The organism is Alishewanella maricola (assembly GCF_016343785.1).
GTDB classification, from domain to species: domain Bacteria; phylum Pseudomonadota; class Gammaproteobacteria; order Enterobacterales; family Alteromonadaceae; genus Alishewanella; species Alishewanella maricola.
Map to the genome: position 1 here is coordinate 157151 of NZ_JAEINI020000006.1, position 17436 is coordinate 174586.

Annotated in this window: 17 protein-coding genes; 9 read left to right on the forward strand and 8 right to left on the reverse strand. The window is 45.9% G+C overall.

Annotated elements, in window-relative coordinates; translation table 11 throughout:
- Positions 1-111: 111 nt before the first annotated feature.
- The 8 genes from JAO78_RS11115 to cyaY all read right to left on the reverse strand — a co-directional run bounded on the left by JAO78_RS11115 (position 112) and on the right by cyaY (position 6958).
- A complete protein-coding gene (locus JAO78_RS11115; RefSeq protein WP_226751425.1) occupies positions 112-1398 on the reverse strand; it encodes a TonB family protein in 1287 nt (428 codons plus the stop codon).
- A gap of 174 nt (positions 1399-1572) precedes the next feature.
- A complete protein-coding gene (locus JAO78_RS11120; protein ID WP_226751426.1) occupies positions 1573-2094 on the reverse strand; it encodes a DNA-deoxyinosine glycosylase in 522 nt (173 codons plus the stop codon).
- Positions 2085-3167, reverse strand: coding sequence for a heme biosynthesis protein HemY (locus tag JAO78_RS11125; RefSeq protein WP_226751427.1), 1083 nt, complete (start codon positions 3165-3167; stop codon positions 2085-2087). Before JAO78_RS11125 ends, JAO78_RS11120 begins: the two co-directional genes overlap by 10 nt.
- Complete coding sequence (locus tag JAO78_RS11130; protein ID WP_226751428.1) at positions 3160-4284, reverse strand: uroporphyrinogen-III C-methyltransferase; 1125 nt, start codon at positions 4282-4284, stop codon at positions 3160-3162. The genes JAO78_RS11125 and JAO78_RS11130 overlap by 8 nt, the downstream gene beginning before the upstream one ends.
- A complete protein-coding gene (locus JAO78_RS11135; RefSeq protein ID WP_226751429.1) occupies positions 4281-5018 on the reverse strand; it encodes a uroporphyrinogen-III synthase in 738 nt (245 codons plus the stop codon). The genes JAO78_RS11130 and JAO78_RS11135 overlap by 4 nt, the downstream gene beginning before the upstream one ends.
- 8 nt (positions 5019-5026) lie before the next feature.
- On the reverse strand, positions 5027-5953 hold the full coding sequence (gene hemC, locus JAO78_RS11140) for a hydroxymethylbilane synthase (RefSeq protein WP_226751430.1): 927 nt from the start codon (positions 5951-5953) through the stop codon (positions 5027-5029).
- 2 nt (positions 5954-5955) lie between these two features.
- Entirely contained in the window at positions 5956-6636 is a 681-nt protein-coding gene (locus JAO78_RS11145; RefSeq protein ID WP_226751431.1) for an alpha/beta hydrolase, read from the reverse strand.
- Between the two features lies 1 nt (position 6637).
- The gene (gene cyaY, locus JAO78_RS11150; RefSeq protein ID WP_226751432.1) at positions 6638-6958 is read right to left on the reverse strand and encodes an iron donor protein CyaY; all 321 of its coding nucleotides are present in this window, start codon (positions 6956-6958) and stop codon (positions 6638-6640) included.
- A 72-nt stretch (positions 6959-7030) separates the two neighbouring features.
- Between cyaY and lptM the strand changes: the two genes are divergently transcribed.
- From lptM to JAO78_RS11195, 9 genes are all read left to right on the forward strand, one after another.
- Positions 7031-7204 carry an LPS translocon maturation chaperone LptM gene (lptM, locus tag JAO78_RS11155; RefSeq protein WP_226751433.1) on the forward strand — a complete coding sequence of 58 codons (174 nt, stop codon included), beginning with the start codon at positions 7031-7033 and terminating at the stop codon, positions 7202-7204.
- A 5-nt stretch (positions 7205-7209) separates the two neighbouring features.
- Positions 7210-8466: a diaminopimelate decarboxylase gene (gene lysA / locus JAO78_RS11160; RefSeq protein ID WP_226751434.1), complete on the forward strand. Its 1257-nt coding sequence runs from the start codon at positions 7210-7212 to the stop codon at positions 8464-8466.
- Positions 8467-8481: 15 nt separating this feature from the next.
- Entirely contained in the window at positions 8482-9312 is an 831-nt protein-coding gene (dapF, locus tag JAO78_RS11165) for a diaminopimelate epimerase (protein ID WP_226751435.1), read from the forward strand.
- Entirely contained in the window at positions 9309-9968 is a 660-nt protein-coding gene (locus JAO78_RS11170; RefSeq protein ID WP_226751436.1) for a DUF484 family protein, read from the forward strand. Before dapF ends, JAO78_RS11170 begins: the two co-directional genes overlap by 4 nt.
- Positions 9955-10884 carry a tyrosine recombinase XerC gene (gene xerC / locus JAO78_RS11175; protein ID WP_226751437.1) on the forward strand — a complete coding sequence of 310 codons (930 nt, stop codon included), beginning with the start codon at positions 9955-9957 and terminating at the stop codon, positions 10882-10884. The genes JAO78_RS11170 and xerC overlap by 14 nt, the downstream gene beginning before the upstream one ends.
- Positions 10884-11582: an HAD-IA family hydrolase gene (locus JAO78_RS11180; RefSeq protein ID WP_226751438.1), complete on the forward strand. Its 699-nt coding sequence runs from the start codon at positions 10884-10886 to the stop codon at positions 11580-11582. Before xerC ends, JAO78_RS11180 begins: the two co-directional genes overlap by 1 nt.
- A gap of 91 nt (positions 11583-11673) precedes the next feature.
- Positions 11674-13842 carry a DNA helicase II gene (gene uvrD / locus JAO78_RS11185; protein ID WP_226751439.1) on the forward strand — a complete coding sequence of 723 codons (2169 nt, stop codon included), beginning with the start codon at positions 11674-11676 and terminating at the stop codon, positions 13840-13842.
- Positions 13843-13845: 3 nt separating this feature from the next.
- Positions 13846-15927, forward strand: a complete 2082-nt coding sequence (locus tag JAO78_RS11190; protein WP_226751440.1) for a GNAT family N-acetyltransferase — start codon at positions 13846-13848, stop codon at positions 15925-15927.
- A 54-nt stretch (positions 15928-15981) separates the two neighbouring features.
- Positions 15982-16773 (forward strand): hypothetical protein, encoded by a 792-nt coding sequence (locus JAO78_RS11195; RefSeq protein ID WP_226751441.1) that lies wholly within the window; start codon positions 15982-15984, stop codon positions 16771-16773.
- The last annotated feature ends 663 nt before the right edge of the window (positions 16774-17436 follow it).

Genomic DNA, 17436 nt, shown 5'->3' on the forward strand with positions numbered 1-17436 from the left:
TATTTTATAGCACTGTTGTCGCTAGTTAATGAATGGCTAACTATCCAAACCCGCTTAATTGAAGTTCAAAAAAAGCGGCTTTTCGCCGCTGTTCAAAATAACTAGAGTTGCTTATAGCAATTGCTTTTTTAACTCTTTCGCCGGTTGATACTGCTTGGCGATAGCAGCATCTAACAAGGCTAAACCTTTCGCACGCTGCCCTTCTAACAGTAAGCGGCTGCCTACCCAGGCCATCGCCTCGGCATCTTCTTGCTCTAATAAATACCGCTCCCAGCGCTTATCATAAGCGGCCATAATACGTTGCGCTTCTTTACTGCCATTCTTCGCGGCTTTATCCCACCAAAAACGTGCAGAATAACTTTGCGGCATCTTAAAAGAAGCGCTAACCCAGGGCGCACGATGCGCTGAAACATGACTGTACTTCATGATTTGATAAACGTCGTGATCTATCTTGCCTTTTAACTTTAACCCCAACAAATTTTGCACCTGACTACTGGGGTCAATATCGGCATAAATTTGCTCAACAATAGTGCCGTCATCGGCTATTCGCACCACCGCATAACCGACAAAACCACTAAAATCGACTTCCAATTTATTCAACGGTTTAAAAACGGATAAATCTAACTCTGCCGTAATCGGCATATCTCGGTCGATAGAAATGTAGTTACTGTTTTGTATATTAACCAGACGTAACAAATGGCCTAGCATAAATTGATGTTGCGGTGAGCCGATTAACGCGCCTTGCCATAGTTGATGCTGCTGTATTAAATCATCAACTTTTGCAACATTGACACCACCCTCGAGGAAAAAATTTAGCTCTGCGCTAAATATATGGCTTTTGCCACTGGCTTCGTATTTCCAACGACTTACCGCTCTAATAGCCTCCCTATCAAAAACGTTGTTAGGAAATGAGTCCACCACATTAATGGTTTGCACATTACCTTTGCCATCAACTAAAAAGCGCATAGCCACATAGCCAAACTGCCCCTTTGCCGCCGCTGCCGCGGGGTATTTTGCCTGAACACGCTTCACCGCTTGTGGCGCTTTAGTTTTATCGTTGTCATCGATCGATGTCAACATTGGCACTTTTACTTGTTGCCGGATACGCTGTAATTGTGTGTCAACTAGGGCTAACTGCGACGCGGTTAGGTTTTGCTGTAAACCCGTTACCACATGGGAAATGTTAGGCTTACCTAGCTCTGCTGCCAACATAAAATGCGCCAGACCTAAAATACTGTCTTGCGGTACACCTTCACCGAGGTGATACATCGCGCCCAAATTAAAAATAGCCTCTTCGTTGCCGAAAGGAACCAAGCGTTCAAATTCCGTTTTAGCTACCGCATAATCTTGTTTGTCGTATGCCGTCATTGCCGTATTCCAATCAGCTAAAAGGGGCATGCTGCATAGCCATGTCAGGAGCACAATCCATAAGCGCTTCATTGTTAATCCTTGCCAGATTTAAAAACACGCTTAATCTACACTAAATACACTTTAGCGCAACAATAAGCGCACATTAAAGGATGAATGGGCGTCTTACCGCTGCACATTTCTCAAGCACGAAAAGCACGATTTTTATGTTGAGCCGTCATTTAACTGATAGCGTTGCTTAATTTGTAGCCATTGTTGCAATTTAGCATCAAAAGACATCGCCGCATGTGCCGGGCTAGTAGAAGGAAGGGTTAACAATCGCGGGGGTGTGATGGCTAACGTTGGTAATACCTGCTTGTTAAAACTTTGCTGTGCTTTGGCACCATTAAAAGCGATCAGTTTTAACTGGCCGTGCTCAGCTAAGAAATGATTAAAGTCGTTGGCTTGCTCATGGCGAATGGCGCTGTCTAAACTGCCCTGACGTTGACAATGCGCCAGCACATCCCATAACGCAAAACCATGTTGTCGCAATAAGACTAAGCGCTCATGATAAGCGAGATTGACAGAGAAACCGCATAACGATGCCATAATGGGCCAAAAGGCGTTACGCGGGTGGGCATAATACTGCTGGCTGGCGAGCGACTGAGCCCCCGGCATGCTTCCCAAAATTAACACCTTGGCATCGCGGTTTGTCACCGCGGCCAAGCCTTGTAAAATTACCGACACAGCTCGGGGTTATATTGCCGTACTTTTTGCCACGCCATACTGGCTTGCTCACGATCGCCTTCTTGCTCGGCTAAGTAGGCAAGTACCGCGTAAATATAGCCATTAGAGGGGCTAGAGCGTAGCCAATGCTGCACTTCTTTACGTAACTTTAATACTGAGTTATTTAACGGGATCTGTTTTAAGTAAGGCCAAGCTGCCGGTAAATCTTCTAAGGTGAGTGCTTGTACTAAACGCTGTTCAGCACGCTCACATTGCCCCGCCTGAGCTTGCGCCCATGCTAAGCCCAACATCGCAGCCGCCGATTTACGCTCTTTTGACGGTAACGCTTGCCAAATTTCAGACTCTTCGCTAAAACCTTGCTGCGCACTCAGTTGGCTCAATGCCGCAGGATAAACGGCATAACGCTGCAACGGCCATTCTGCTTTACCAAACCATTGCTGAGTTAATGATAACGGAATAGTTTGCAGCAACGTTTGCCATTGGCCGGCTTGTTTTAGTGCTTGCAGATACAATTGCCCTAAAGCGGGATCGGTTTTCGCAGCATCAAGATGTGCCGCCAATAAACGACATGCTTGCCCAGGTTTATTTTGTTGTAGCATCAAATCAGCTTGCACAAAGGTCGTGCTACTTTCATCGGCCGTTAACGCCGCAGCTAATTCATTTGCATGCTCGCTATTGCCGGCATAAAAACTGGCATAACTGGCCAACATGCGTTTTTCATTCACGTATTGTGGATCTAACAAAGCATGTTGTAACTCTTCGCTGGCCAAAGGCCATTGTTGCCGCGCATACGCTTGCAGACCAATGGCAAAAGATTCTCGCGCTTTGCGTTGGCGCCTACCACGAAAGAAGTTTAGCGAAAATTGCTGCCAATAAGCTAATTTCCGCAGCAATATTAAGCATATTTTTAACACTAACACCACAGCGATGACGGCCACAAATAAGCCCAATAAGGTCATTTCAATGGTGTAACCTGCTGCAACAATCTTGATATAACCAGGGTTATTAATGAACACCGGCCCCAGCAACATGGCTAGAATTAAGACTGCTGTTAGGATCAACAGCTTACTCATAATTAGCCTCCGTTATGATACTAAGTTGTCGGTCTAACTGATTGATACTTTGCAGAGTGGGCAATGCGGGCTTTTGCATCGCAGCCGAAGCTAATTCGACAATGCTAGCGCTGGTTTGCTGCACAATAGGATCTTCGGCAGCAAAGTAACGCTGCAATAAATCGGCGGCTTGTTGTAATGCGTGCTGATACACTCCCGGCTCTTGCTGTAAAATTGCCAGCTCCGCAAGCAATAACTGCTGCTGTAAGCTTAAGCGCACCGTAATTTGCTGCTCTGAAGATAAACTGAAAAAATCTTGGGGTTGCGCAGCACGCACATTGAATAATTTACCTGATACTTGCTCCCAATAACTTGACAGATTTTCACGCCAATTGCCTAAATCATCATTCGGTTGATGCGAAGGAATTAAACGTTGCTCTTGCTGTTTTAATGGTAGCTGCATGCTTTGCCGGCGTAATTGACCGAGCTGCAAATATAAGGGTGAAAAATCCGTTTTAGGGACTTGTTGCAGCGCAGCCAGATCATCCTTAATTGCTTGTCGAACGATTAACAACAGCACATTATCTAGCTTAGCAAGTTGCTCATCCGCTGCTTGCAACAACCAACGCGCGCTTTGCACATCTTGTTGCAAGACCAAACTTTGACTCGCTCGCTTTAACAAGAAACGTACTTCCATCAATACCCAGTGTTGTGGCGGTGCGCCATCACGCTGTTGCACTTGCTGGCGTAAGCTCTGTATTTGCATTTGCAATTGTTCACGATCTTGCTGCATCGCTTGTTGATACTCTTGCTGCAAGCGTAACTGTTTTTGTTGCTGAACCTCTAACCATTGCTGTTGCTGCTGACTGATCGTCGCTGTCGTTTGCTGCAGTTTTTGTTCAATTTCCTGCTCTGTGATCTGGCTCTGCTGTTGGAGTGATTGCCATTGTGGCCATAACCAATACCCCCCCGCCACCATAGCGGCGGTTAATGACAACACAAGAAAAATGGCAAACCAAGCCAGACCATTACTTTTGCGCGGCGGTGTATTTGATGATTCCGTGTGGGTCGTATCGGATGCAACCTCAGCGGGTGCTGTCACTTTTTCCGAAACGGTCGCCTGCCCTTGCTCACTCATAGAATGTTCCTCTTAAACTGCGTCACCGCTTCTAACAAGGCATCGTCATTGGCGCTGCTTGCTAGATGAATATGCTGTAGTGGGATCCCTAGCGCCAGCGCACTGTCGCGTGCCCGTGGGCTAACTAGGATCCAATGTTGTTGAGCAAGCCAAGCATGCTGCTCTGTGGGCACTAACCCAAAAATGCGCTGCAAAATTTCATTACTCGTGGCTACGATACACTGCACGCCCTGCTGTTGCCATTGCTGCTTCAGCTGAGCACCATCTAACGGCAATGGCAAACGGCTATAGCTTTGCACATAACGCACCGTGGCACCACGTTGCGCCAAGGTTTGTTTAATCAGTTCACGACCGCCATTACCTCGCACCACCACCACTTGTTGCTCTGCAACGCTGTTCAACTCTGGTAGTGCTAACAAGCCTTCACTGCGCTGATCTTCTGGGATGATCACCTGACGCCCAGTCCAACGTTGCAAAGCGGCACCGGTGGTGGCACCGACAGCAAATAAGCGCCCCGGCAATTGTTTCACTGTAACTTGTTGCTCTAGGGTGTTCACCGCACTGATGCTGACAAAAATTACGCTATCCGCTTGTTCTAGCCAGCGAATATCTTTCGGTTTTAATTGCACCATTTGTGTAGTAATCACCGGCTGATACAGATAGGGAATACCGTAGCTGTCTAATGATTCCAGTAAATGGTCTGCTTTGCCAGCAGGGCGCGTAATTAAGAACATAGTAAGCGCTAACTTTGCTGATAAACAGCAGCGAGGATCTCTCCGGCGCCTGCTGCCAACAATTGTTCAGCCAATTGCTGACCTAATTGCTCTGCCGCATCGATGCTACCGCGAACGTCATCACGAATAATCTGCTGACCATCCAGTGAGCCAACTAAACCTCGCAGCCACAGTTGTTCACCTTCTAATATAGCAAAAGCACCAATAGGCACCTGACAACCCCCTTGTAGCGCGCGATTCATAGCTCGCTCAGCCAACACACATTGCCGCGTTAGACTGTGCTCTAAAGGGGCTAACAGGGCTTGTACCTGAGCATCATCACTACGACACTCGATACCCACTGCTCCTTGACCGTTAGCTGGCAAACTGCTGTCGACGGTTAAATAGCTGGCGATACGCTCAGCAAAACCTAAACGTATCAGCCCGGCCGCAGCCAAAATAATCGCTGCAAATTCCCCGTTATCAAGTTTCTTGAGCCGAGTATTAACATTACCGCGTAAATCGCGCACTTGTAAGTCAGGCCGTAAGGCTTTTATTTGGCATTGCCGACGTAAACTCGAAGTGCCCACAACAGCGCCTTGTGGCAATTCAGCTAAACTACGGAACTGGTTAGAAACAAAGGCATCACGCGGATCTTCGCGTAAGCAAATTGTTTGTAACTGTAAGCCTTCAGGAAACGCTACCGGCACATCTTTCATACTGTGTACGGCAATATCGGCTCGGTCTTCCAATATGGCGGTTTCTAACTCTTTAACAAACAGACCTTTACCGCCAATCTTCGCCAGCGGCGTATCTAAAATTTTATCGCCTTGCGTCGACATCGGAACTAATTCAACATCTAAATCAGCATGATATTTCAGCAACTCGGCTTTCACAAATTCGGCTTGCCAAAGTGCCAAGGCACTTTTGCGTGTCGCAATACGGATTTTGGCCATGCTTATACCTCTGCCTTATTGATCAGGCGACTTTGAATAAAGCGGCTGATTTCATCCACTTCTTGCGCACAAACACTGTGCGGCATCCGATAATCGCGCCAGCTGACGTTAAAGCCAGCAGCTTTATAGGTATTGTAAGCCTGCTGACCAGCAGCCATTGGCACGACAGGGTCTTGAGTACCGTGTGCGATAAATACCGGCGTATTTTTGTTGTGGCTCAACTGCTCTGCGCTCAGTTTATCGGGGCAAGCCATGTAGGTAGATAACGCCATAAAACCCGCCAACTTATAAGGCAAACGCGGTAATAAGTGCAGTGCAATCACGCCACCCTGACTAAAGCCCGCCAGCATAATGCGTTCACTCGGGACACCTGAGCTGATTAATTTATCGAGCAATGCCGTGACCGCGATAGCTGATTGCCTTACGCCAGCTTCATCTGCGCGATTGGTCAAATCCATGGTTTTAATATCGTACCAAGCCCGCATCCGCATACCGCCATTTATCGTTACCGGAATTTCAGGTGCATGTGGAAATATAAAACGAATACCGGCATTCGCAGGTAAACGCAACTCCGGTACTATCGGTGCAAAACCGTGACCAGAATCGCCTAAACCATGTAGCCAAACTACAACGGCTTGAGCCGTGCCTTGTGCCGGTACATCAACAAAAGGAAGTAATGCCATGTTATTGCGGCCCCAACACAACTGTTGCACCCGCTTGTTTAGAAGCGGCCTCGTTAACTAATTGCCAGAATTCAATACCGGTACGATTATCAATCCATTGGCCATCGCGCCATTCAAAGTGATGGCCGTTAAACTTAGTTGCTACCCATAGCTGGTGTAGTGGCGGTTGTTTGTTAATGATGATTTTACTTTTGTCGGGAAACTCAATACTCAACAAACCACCATTCGACTCATAATCCAGATCAAGGTCCTGTTGCTCGATGCCATCTTCTACCGCTAACAACATTTGGTCAGCTAATTCATCATATTCTAGGTCATTCATCTGCTTCACCTGTTTGCTTTTACTGCTAAGGATGCGATTATAGAGCGTCAATTAATTAATGAAATAAAAACCATGTACGCTCAGCGAATTTCACGCCCGTTACGCCTGCTATTTAGCGGACTATTATGCGCTGCTCTGCTTACGGCTTGCGGCCAGAAAGGCCCACTTACCTTACCACAGGCCGAGCCAGAAGTGGCAGAGCCCGCATCGCAAAAGATATCAACACAATCTGAAGAACAAGGGTGACGAGATTGGATTACTTTAATTATCAGGGTGATACCTTATTTGCAGAGCAAGTTGCTCTGTCAGAAATTGCGGCCAATTATGGCACACCAACCTATGTCTATTCTAAAGCCACCATTGAACGGCATTATCATGCCTTTGCCGATGCCGCCGCGCAGCATCCGCACAGTCTCGTTTGTTATGCTGTAAAAGCCAACAGCAACTTAGCCGTGTTAAATATACTGGCTCGACTCGGTAGTGGTTTTGATTTAGTTTCTGCCGGTGAGTTACGTCGAGTCATTGCTGCCGGTGGTGATCCAGCCAAAGTGGTCTTTTCTGGCGTAGGTAAAACCGCTGAAGAAATGCACTTTGCGTTACAACTCGGTATTAAATGCTTTAATGTTGAATCAGTGAGTGAATTACACCGCTTACAAGAGGTGGCAAAGTCGCTGAATAAAAAAGCCCCGGTATCGCTGCGCGTTAACCCCGATATCGATGCGAAAACGCACCCTTATATTTCGACCGGTTTAAAAGCGAATAAATTTGGTATCGATATTTTATTAGCCGCAGAGATTTATCGTGATGCCAAGCAACTAAGCCATATCGAGTTGGTTGGCGTAGATTGTCATATCGGCTCTCAACTCACTGAAACACAGCCATTCTTAGATGCCTTAGAAAAACTGCTGGCGCTGATCACTCAGCTTCGTGCCGATGGTATCGCATTAAAGCATATCGATATTGGTGGTGGCTTAGGAGTAACTTATGACCAAGAACAACCGCCGCAACCTTCAGACTATATTAAAAAAGTGGTCGAGCGCTTAAAAGACTATCCTGAGTTAGAGCTGATTATGGAACCTGGCCGGGCCATCACTGCAAACGCAGGGGTGTTACTGACGAAGGTTGAGTTCTTAAAACCAGGACAAGAAAAGCACTTTGCCATCGTTGATGCGGCGATGAACGACTTAATTCGCCCCGCTTTGTATAGTGCTTGGATGAACATTGTACCGGTAGTCATACAGCAAAACCTGACACCACAAACTTATGATGTGGTGGGCCCGGTCTGTGAAACAGGCGACTTTTTAGGTAAAGACCGGCTGCTTGCCATTCGTGAAGGCGATTTATTAGCCGTGCGCTCTGCGGGGGCTTACGGTTTTACCATGAGCTCGAATTATAATAGCCGCCCGCGAGCTGCTGAAATCATGGTGGATGGCGCACGCAGCCACCTGATCCGTGCCCGTGAACAATGGCAAGATTTATGGCGTGGCGAACAATTGCTCGCAGACTAAGCATTTAGGGCTCATATGTTACTTAATTTCACCAAGATGCACGGTTTAGGCAACGACTTTATTATGATTGACGCAGTCAGTCAGAATGTCTTTTTAACCAAAGAGCAGATCAAAAAATTAGCCGACCGTAACTTTGGCATCGGCTTTGATCAGCTACTCATGGTTGAGCCGCCTTACGATCCGGATCTGGATTTTCATTATCGGATTTTTAATGCTGATGGATCAGAAGTCGAACAATGCGGCAATGGCGCCCGCTGCTTTGCTAAATTTGTGCGCTATCGTGGTTTAACCAATAAAACTAAGATCAACGTGAGTACCAAATCAGGCAAGATCACCTTGTATGTGGAACAAGACGGTCAAGTCACGGTGAATATGGGGATCCCACAACTTGAACCGGCCAAAGTGCCGTTTAAAGCCCAAAAACAAGAAGCGACCTACATTATGCTGACAGAGCAACAAACCGTATTTTGCGGTGTTGCTTCAATGGGTAACCCGCATGCGGTACTTGATGTGCCTGATGTTGCCACAGCCGATGTACACACGCTGGGGCCACAACTGGAAACGCATGAGCGCTTTCCAGAAAAAGCCAATATTGGCTTTATGGAAGTATTAAACCAACACCATATTAAATTGCGAGTATGGGAGCGCGGTGCTGGTGAAACCTTAGCCTGTGGCACAGGCGCTTGTGCTGCGGTAGTAGTAGGCCAACTTCAAAAGAAACTGGGGCAACAGGTTCGCGTTGACTTACCTGGTGGCAGCCTACAAATTCGTTGGAACGGACCGGGCACACCGGTAAAAATGACCGGCCCCGCAGAACATGTATTTGATGGACAATTATCCTTATGACAGACAGCCTGATCCAGAAAAAAGAGCTGCTCGCTGCTTCTGTGGTGCTCGATTACTTACAACAGCACCCTGATTTTTTTCAGCACTATCCTGATTTACTGCCGCAATTGCGTTTACCGCATCAACAACGCGGAACAGTGTCATTAGTCGAGCGACAACTTGAATTACAACGTGAAAAAATTCATGTGCTTGAAGAAGATATAACACGTTTAATGTCGGTAGCACGGCAAAACGAACATATCTTCATCGCTCTTAATGCCTTGCATATCGCTATTCACCAAGCAACGAGCTTTAAACAACTGACCGCAGCGTTACAGCAATTTGCTGATACCATGCCCTTAGTAAAGCATTGTCGTTTGTTAGGTTTAGAAAATGGCCAACAAGATTTAGCCCCCTATGAACTGTTATTAAGCCGCCGCTTGCAGCAACAGTCGGTTTATTTAGGCCGTTTAAATAAAGAAGAGCAACAAGGCATTTTTCCTGCGAAAGTGCATTCGGTAGCCCTACTTCGCATTGACCATGCCAATGAGCCATTGGCTATTTTGGCGTTTGGTAGTGAGCAAGATGAGCACTTTCAACCGGGTATGGATGTGTTGTTTTTAAGCCACTTGGTTACCTTGTTAGCCTTGGTGTTACCGCCTTATGTCAAAAGCTGAGCTACCGCTGCACTGGTCTGAGCCGGTGCAGCAGTTTTTAAGCTATTTAAGGCTGGAACGCGGTTACAGCAAACAGACGTTACAAACCTATCAGCAGCAACTTAGCAAACTCGCGTATGCCTTACAGCCTGCACATGAAAGTTGGTTTAAATTAAGCCAAGCGCATATCCAACAGCAATTGCTGCAATTTCGCAAAGCAGGGCTCAGTGCCCGTAGCTTGGCACTTAGCGCGTCGTCTTTACGTAGCTTTTATCGCTGGGCACAACAAGCCCATTTAACCCGCGAGAATCCGGCGCTATCTTTAAAGTTGCCCAAAGCCAGCAAAACCTTACCGAAACAACTCGAAATTGAACAACTCAGTCAATTACTCAGTTTTGATAGCACTGAAGATATTTTGGCGTGCCGCGATAAAGCCATGTTGGAGTTGTTTTACTCTTCCGGTTTACGCTTAGCGGAGTTAGTGGCGATTAATCTGAACGATTTAAATCAGGGTGAAGCTTTAATTCGTGTTACCGGTAAGGGTAATAAGCAGCGCCAAATTCCGGTTGGTTCGGTAGCACTTCGTGCGTTGCAGGCTTGGTTAAACATGCGCCCGTCGCTGCTCACCGACAGCACTGCTGAGCAAGACCGCGGTGCACTTTTTTTAAGTATTGAGCATCAACGCATTTCTCCACGGCAAGTGCGCGAGCGCGTTTTACATTGGGCCAAACAGCAAGGCCTGGGCCAACATTTACACCCGCATATGCTGCGCCACTCATTTGCCAGCCATTTATTGCAATCCAGTGGTGACCTTCGCGGCGTACAAGAGCTATTGGGCCATGCCAATCTGAGCACCACTCAGGTTTATACCCATCTCGATTTTCAGCATTTGGCCAAGGTGTACGACAGCGCCCATCCGCGGGCAAGGAAAAAATAATGCAATTATATAAGTCACTTAAACCCATATCGGTATTGTCTTTTGACTTAGACGATACGCTATATGACAACAAGCCAGTGATTGCCGCGGCTGAAGCCGCTATGTTGCAAAGCCTGCATATGCATGCCCCTCTGACAAAAAATACCCACAGTGATTTTTGGTGGCAGCAACGCCGTTTATTAGCGAAAAACAACCCCGACATTCGCCACGATATTGGCCGCTGGCGCTTACTGGGTGTTGAGGCAGGTTTAGTGACATTAGGCTTAACATCTTGCGAAGCAGGCGAAATTGCCGAGTTAGCATATCAAGCGTTTTGGGATGCACGTACGACCATTAGCGTGTTACCTGAAGTAACAGAATTGCTGGTAAGTCTAGCCAGCCGTTATCAACTGATTGCCATCACTAACGGTAATGCCTGTATCAAAAAAACGGGGCTGGGCGATTTATTTGAATTTAGCTTGCAAGCCGGCCCTGATGGCCGCATGAAGCCTTATGCCGATCTCTTTTTAGTTGCAGCTCAACGTTTAGCTGTGCAACCCAGTGCTATATTGCATATTGGCGATAGCCATCGCGCGGATGTGATGGGTGCCCTAAATGCGGGTTGCCAGGCGGCGTGGCTTGATCATTACCAAACCCCGGTGTCAATTTTACCCCACTTGCACTTTAACCAATTACAGCAACTGCGCGACCTAATATAACTGGTTATTTATACACTAATACCACGCGTATGACTTGGCGCTTAGACCAAGGCTGTTATAATGGCTAAAAATAGCGAATCGAGAGCGACGAATGGATGTTTCTTACCTGCTGGACGGGCTAAACGATAAACAACGCGATGCCGTGGCGGCACCGCCACAACATATGCTGGTACTTGCTGGCGCCGGTAGTGGTAAAACCCGGGTGCTGGTGCATCGTTTAGCCTGGTTAATGCAGGTAGAGAGAGTGGCCCCTTACAGCTTGCTCGCTGTTACCTTTACCAATAAAGCCTCGCAAGAAATGCGTGGTCGGATTGAGAGCACCATTGGCGTTAGCTTAAATAACTTATGGATGGGGACCTTCCACGGTTTATCTCATCGTATGTTGCGCGCGCATTATCAAGAAGCGAACTTGCCACAAAGCTTTCAAATCATTGACTCTGATGATCAGCATCGCTTAGTCAAACGTGTATTAAAAGCACTGAATCTGGATGAAAAGCATTGGCCTGCCAAACAAATTCAATGGTTTATCAATGCCCGCAAAGACGAAGGGCAACGCCCAGGCATGATTGATGCCGGTGCTGATTTTAGCTTACAACAGATGGTTAAAATTTATGCGGCTTACCAAGATATGTGTGACCGTGCTGGCTTAGTCGACTTTGCCGAAATTTTACTACGCAGTTTTGAATTATTGAAAACACATGATGCCGTCAGAAACCACTACCAACAACGTTTTCGGCATATTCTGGTTGATGAGTTTCAAGACACCAATGCTATTCAATATAACTGGTTACGCCTACTGGCCGGCAGCAGTGCCAAGGTGATGATCGTAGGTGACGATGACCAATCTATCTATGGTTGGCGCGGCGCAAAAGTTGAAAATATTCAGCAATTTTTAAAAGACTTTGCTGGTGCCGATACGATCCGCCTTGAACAAAACTATCGTTCTACTGCCACTATTCTTAAAGCGGCCAACGCAGTGATCAGTAATAACAGTGGTCGACTCGGTAAAGATCTATGGACCGACGGCAGTGAAGGCGAAACCATTTCTTCTTACAACGCTTTTAATGAACTTGACGAAGCGCGCTTTATTGTCAGTCGCATTCGCGATTGGCATAACAAAGGTAATCCACTTACCGAAAGCGCTATCTTATATCGTAATAACGCGCAATCGCGGGTATTAGAAGAAGCCTTAATCCAAGAAGGATTACACTATAGGATATACGGTGGCTTACGCTTCTATGAACGACAAGAAATCAAAGACGCTTTAGCCTATCTGCGCTTACTGAATAATCGGCAAGATGATGCGGCGATGGAACGGGTAATTAACACTCCGGCGCGGGGCATCGGTGAAACCACCATGAACAAGGTACGCCAGCAGGCTCGCGCTAGCCAACAAACCTTATGGCAAGCCCTTGAGCAAATGCTCGCAGAAAAACAACTCAGTGGCCGAGCAGCGAATGCGATTGAGCAGTTTATGCAGTTGATCACGCAATTAGATACCGATCTTAACGAGCTACCGTTACACGAACAAGCCGAGCAAGTGATTAAGCAGTCGGGATTATATGCAATGTATCAAGCCGAGAAAGGGGAAAAAGCCCAAACTCGGATAGAAAACTTAAATGAATTGGTTACCGCCTGTCAGAACTTCGACAGTGTGCTGCAAGAAGAAATGACCCCGTTAGCAGCCTTCTTATCACAAGCCGCGCTCGAAGCAGGTGAATACCAAGCAGAAGAACATTCTGATGCTGTGCAATTGATGACCTTGCACTCAGCAAAAGGCTTAGAGTTTCCACTAGTATTTATGTGTGGCTTAGAAGAAGGCATGTTTCCAAGTCAGCAAAGTGGTGATGATCCAACACGGTTAGAAGAGGAACGTCGCCTCTGTTATGTCGGCATGACGCGAGCAATGCAAAAACTGTATTTATGCCATGCGCAAAGCCGTCGTTTATACGGTCAAGAGCAATACCCAAAACCCTCACGTTTTTTACGCGAAATCCCGGATGATTGTGTTGAAGAGATCCGTTTAACAACGCAAGTCAGTCGCCCAGCACAGCTCAACCGATACAGTCATGCCGCCAGCCATAGCGCTTTTGAAAATACTGGCTTTAAACTGGGTCAACGCGTGTTACACGAAAAGTTTGGCGAAGGAACCGTGTTAAATTATGAAGGTAGCGGCCCACAATCACGTATTCAAGTGAACTTTGACCAGTTAGGTAGCAAATGGTTAATGACCGCCTATGCACGACTCGAGGCGGTCTAAGCCGTGCTTGCCGCTCTGCAACAAGCATTAGTGAAAGCGGCTAATTGCCGCATTCGCCTACCGGTTATTTTGCAAGGTGATGAAAAGTCGTTACTGACTCAAGCACAACATTTGTTAATGGCACTACAACCTGCGCATAGTTGGTGGCTAGGCGAACATACACCAGCGCAATGCCAGAACATCGGACAATACAAAGCGCATCAACTATTGGGAATTGAGTGTGACTGCTTAATTATTAATGCCTTTAGTGGTTTTGATGCCGACAAAATTGCCGCCAGTGCCGGTGCGCTCACCGCAGGCGGTCTCTGGTTATTATTAGCACCTGAGTCATTACAATGGCAGCAACTCGCTAACTCCGCACATCATCGTTTACGCTCTTATCCAACCCCCACTGATTACCCTGGTTACTTTATAGCGTTTTGGCTTGGGCAATTACAACAAGCTAATGTTTTGCGCGGCAACGCCACAACACTTTTTAATGACTTAACTTGGCCTGAGGCAGAGGCAAACTCTACAACATTAGACGTTACCATGCCTTATAAAACGTCTGAACAAGCTACCGCAGTTAGCGCTATTTTAAACGTCGTATCAGGCCATCGTCGCAGGCCATTATTATTACTTGCCGATCGCGGCTGTGGTAAATCAGCGGCATTAGGTATTGCCGCCGCACACTTAGCCCTATCAGGGAAAAAGCACATACTTATCACCGCACCGGCAAAGGCACAAGCTGCAGTCGCCTTAGCACATTTTGCGCAACTTACCGAACATGAGGCTTCTACTTCCTTGGCACTGCGCTTTGTTGCTGTAGATGAGTTATTAGCTTCACAACCCGAAGCCGAATTATTATTGATCGACGAAGCAGCAGCAATACCAACGCCCTTGCTACAACAATTACTAGACCATTATAGTCGTATCGTCTTTGCTAGTACCGAGCATGGTTACGAAGGCACCGGCCGCGGTTTTCAATTACGTTTTCAACCTTATTTGACGAAACGCTGCCCAAATTGGCGATTATTACGTTTAACTCAACCTATCCGTTATCAAGCACAAGATCCGCTAGAACAATTAATTAGGCTAGGCTTTCTTTTAAAGCAAACAGATGAGACTGCCGTGACGCTCACTGCTGAAAGCCTTGAACTTAAACATTATCACGCCAGCGACTGGCTAACTGAACCGAAGAAACTACAACAAGTCTTTGGTTTGTTGAGCTTTGCGCATTATCAAACGCAGGTAAAAGATCTGGCTGCACTGCTAGATAACCCAGCATTGAGTGTTTATACCCTTGAACAAGATAAACAATTACTGGCCTGTGCCCTGATCAGTCAAGAGGGAGAAATCGATGACGCGCTAAGCCAAGCAATCTATCAAGGGCAGCGCCGGATCCAAGGGCATTTATTAGCACAAAATCTGGCTTTTCATTTGGCCAGCCCGGCATTAGCCACCGTTAAATTGGCGCGCATTATGCGTATTGCGGTGCAACCTCATTTGCAACGACAGCAATTAGGAAGTCAGTTGCTAACTCGATTAGAAAAGCCATTGCAGCAACAAGGTTATCATTATGTTGGCAGTAGCTTTGCTGCTTCCGCTGATTTAGTGCGTTTTTGGCAAAAAGCGGGCTTTGCGGCTATTCGACTCGGCATGCAGCTAGATAAAGCGAGTGCGGAGCCTTCACTGGTTATGCTAAAAGCATTATCGGCAGAAAATGTATCAAAGGTTCAGCAGCTAAAACTAAAATTTGCTTCGCGCCTTTATCAAGAATTACCAGACTACCCAAGCAATATAGCGAGTGATTTGCTCTTGCAACTTATTCAGCCAACTCAACACGCCATGACGCCCCTCACTCTTACCAATCTGCAATTATTTAGTGCAGATCAACGCCCCTTTGAACTCGTGATTACTGAGTTACTACAATGGTTTAATCAATACGCGGTCATATTATCAAAGCTGCAGCAGCAAGTATTCATTGCTAAACTTTGGCAAAAACAAAGCTGGGCAGTGGTTTGCCAACGGTTTTCACTCACAGGCAAAGCTTGCGCTATTAAACTGATGCAACAAGCAATAATACAGCACATAGATTCAGCCTAAACTATTGTCATTACATTATTAATGCTAAAGTAAGACCTTATTTTCGGAGACGTTATGTTTAGCTTATTTTCATTATTGCTCAGTAGTACAGCACCCACTCTTGATCATCTTACGTTGTCTGAGCGAAACTTATTACAAACAGCTATCCATACCCAAACCAGTTATAACGTTATTGCTGATCAGTATGCTCAATGCCAACAAATCAAAGACTATCAAATATTGGGTTTGCCTGAGAAACGAGAATTAACCAGCATCATTGAAGCCACTTTAAATATTCCTTATCAAGATTTTCTATTTGCAATTAACCACGCTAAAGCTTGGCAAAGTTTAAAACCTCGCGCACCCATGCCATTAGTTGATTGTAGTAAAACCATGGTATATCAAGATTATCTTGATCAATATGCCCTACAACGTTTTGCATTAGAGATTGCAGAACCTATTACAAAACCCTTGCTGACCAACCCTGTAAATAGTCAACAACAAGAGAGCACCGCTTTACTGCAAAGTTATGCCCAACGCAGTAGCACCATAGCTATTGTTAACATTACAGATAGACAAACACTTACCGCTATAGAACAAGCCAACTTTTTACATTTAGACTATACCAGTCGCTATATCTATCGAATTACCCAAGGCTGGAAAAACGTGCCACCGTTATACATGGGCATGCACATTCAAATAAACGAAGCTGATTTAAATAAGTTTGAAGGCGATTGGCTGATTTTTCTCGACGCACAAAAGCAATATATCGCTGCTCGTCCAGTAGAAGATGTCGCAGATTTCATCAAAAGCCTTGGCAAGACAGAATGGCAAGTTGATAGTAACGGTAACTTGCAACGCCCTTAATTAATCTGAAATATACTTACTGTTTTACGCATTTATTATATATATAATGACACGCTTATATTTCATTAATAACTGCTCAGCATTACAAAGTCAGTTTTTATTCATGAGATGACTGAATAGCCAAAAGCTACGATACAGATGGTACTACAGGTAAGTTAACAAATCAGGATATTCTAAAAGCCCTAACTCCCAATCTGTATTTAATCAAATAAAACAACGCTCAAATCTTCTATAGCAATATCATTTAATCAAGCCGAGATCAGTTGTAAGGAATCACTGAAATAACGGTAAAGATACTTCGATTATTTCCACACCGGTGGTCTACAAGGTTTAGCAGGCTTACATTATCGAAAGATCCTCAGTGATCAGCAGTTCGAATTATTAAGCCGCAACCCATAGACCCGAACATTAAGAATTAAACCTCACCCTAACTCAAAGATAAAATCTTTATGAGGTAGATGCGACGCCTGCAGCAATGCGTGGCATAGCTTTATCAGTGGTACCTTTCCCGTGCTCAGAATGTGTTTAGAGACCCTGCGGAAATGAAGAGACGTTAACATTAAATGATAAGATCAAATCGATTAGCACGAAACAGCATAGGGCAGAATTTGGCTGGGGACGTCTTTTGCATGGATGCAAAAGAGGAGCGTACAAGGACGTATT

Bases quoted from the DNA above. Each gene is read 5' to 3' on its own strand.
- dapF (WP_226751435.1), top strand. From the start codon at position 8,482: ATGTTACTTAATTTCACCAAGATGCACGGTTTAGGCAACGACTTTATT.
- xerC (WP_226751437.1), top strand. From the start codon at position 9,955: ATGTCAAAAGCTGAGCTACCGCTGCACTGGTCTGAGCCGGTGCAGCAG.
- JAO78_RS11145 (WP_226751431.1), bottom strand. From the start codon at position 6,636: ATGGCATTACTTCCTTTTGTTGATGTACCGGCACAAGGCACGGCTCAA.
- JAO78_RS11135 (WP_226751429.1), bottom strand. From the start codon at position 5,018: ATGTTCTTAATTACGCGCCCTGCTGGCAAAGCAGACCATTTACTGGAA.
- JAO78_RS11130 (WP_226751428.1), bottom strand. From the start codon at position 4,284: ATGAGTGAGCAAGGGCAGGCGACCGTTTCGGAAAAAGTGACAGCACCC.
- JAO78_RS11115 (WP_226751425.1), bottom strand. From the start codon at position 1,398: ATGCCCCTTTTAGCTGATTGGAATACGGCAATGACGGCATACGACAAA.
- JAO78_RS11180 (WP_226751438.1), top strand. From the start codon at position 10,884: ATGCAATTATATAAGTCACTTAAACCCATATCGGTATTGTCTTTTGAC.
- uvrD (WP_226751439.1), top strand. From the start codon at position 11,674: ATGGATGTTTCTTACCTGCTGGACGGGCTAAACGATAAACAACGCGAT.
- JAO78_RS11195 (WP_226751441.1), top strand. From the start codon at position 15,982: ATGTTTAGCTTATTTTCATTATTGCTCAGTAGTACAGCACCCACTCTT.
- JAO78_RS11125 (WP_226751427.1), bottom strand. From the start codon at position 3,167: ATGAGTAAGCTGTTGATCCTAACAGCAGTCTTAATTCTAGCCATGTTG.
- lptM (WP_226751433.1), top strand. From the start codon at position 7,031: ATGTACGCTCAGCGAATTTCACGCCCGTTACGCCTGCTATTTAGCGGA.
- cyaY (WP_226751432.1), bottom strand. From the start codon at position 6,958: ATGAATGACCTAGAATATGATGAATTAGCTGACCAAATGTTGTTAGCG.
- JAO78_RS11170 (WP_226751436.1), top strand. From the start codon at position 9,309: ATGACAGACAGCCTGATCCAGAAAAAAGAGCTGCTCGCTGCTTCTGTG.
- hemC (WP_226751430.1), bottom strand. From the start codon at position 5,953: ATGGCCAAAATCCGTATTGCGACACGCAAAAGTGCCTTGGCACTTTGG.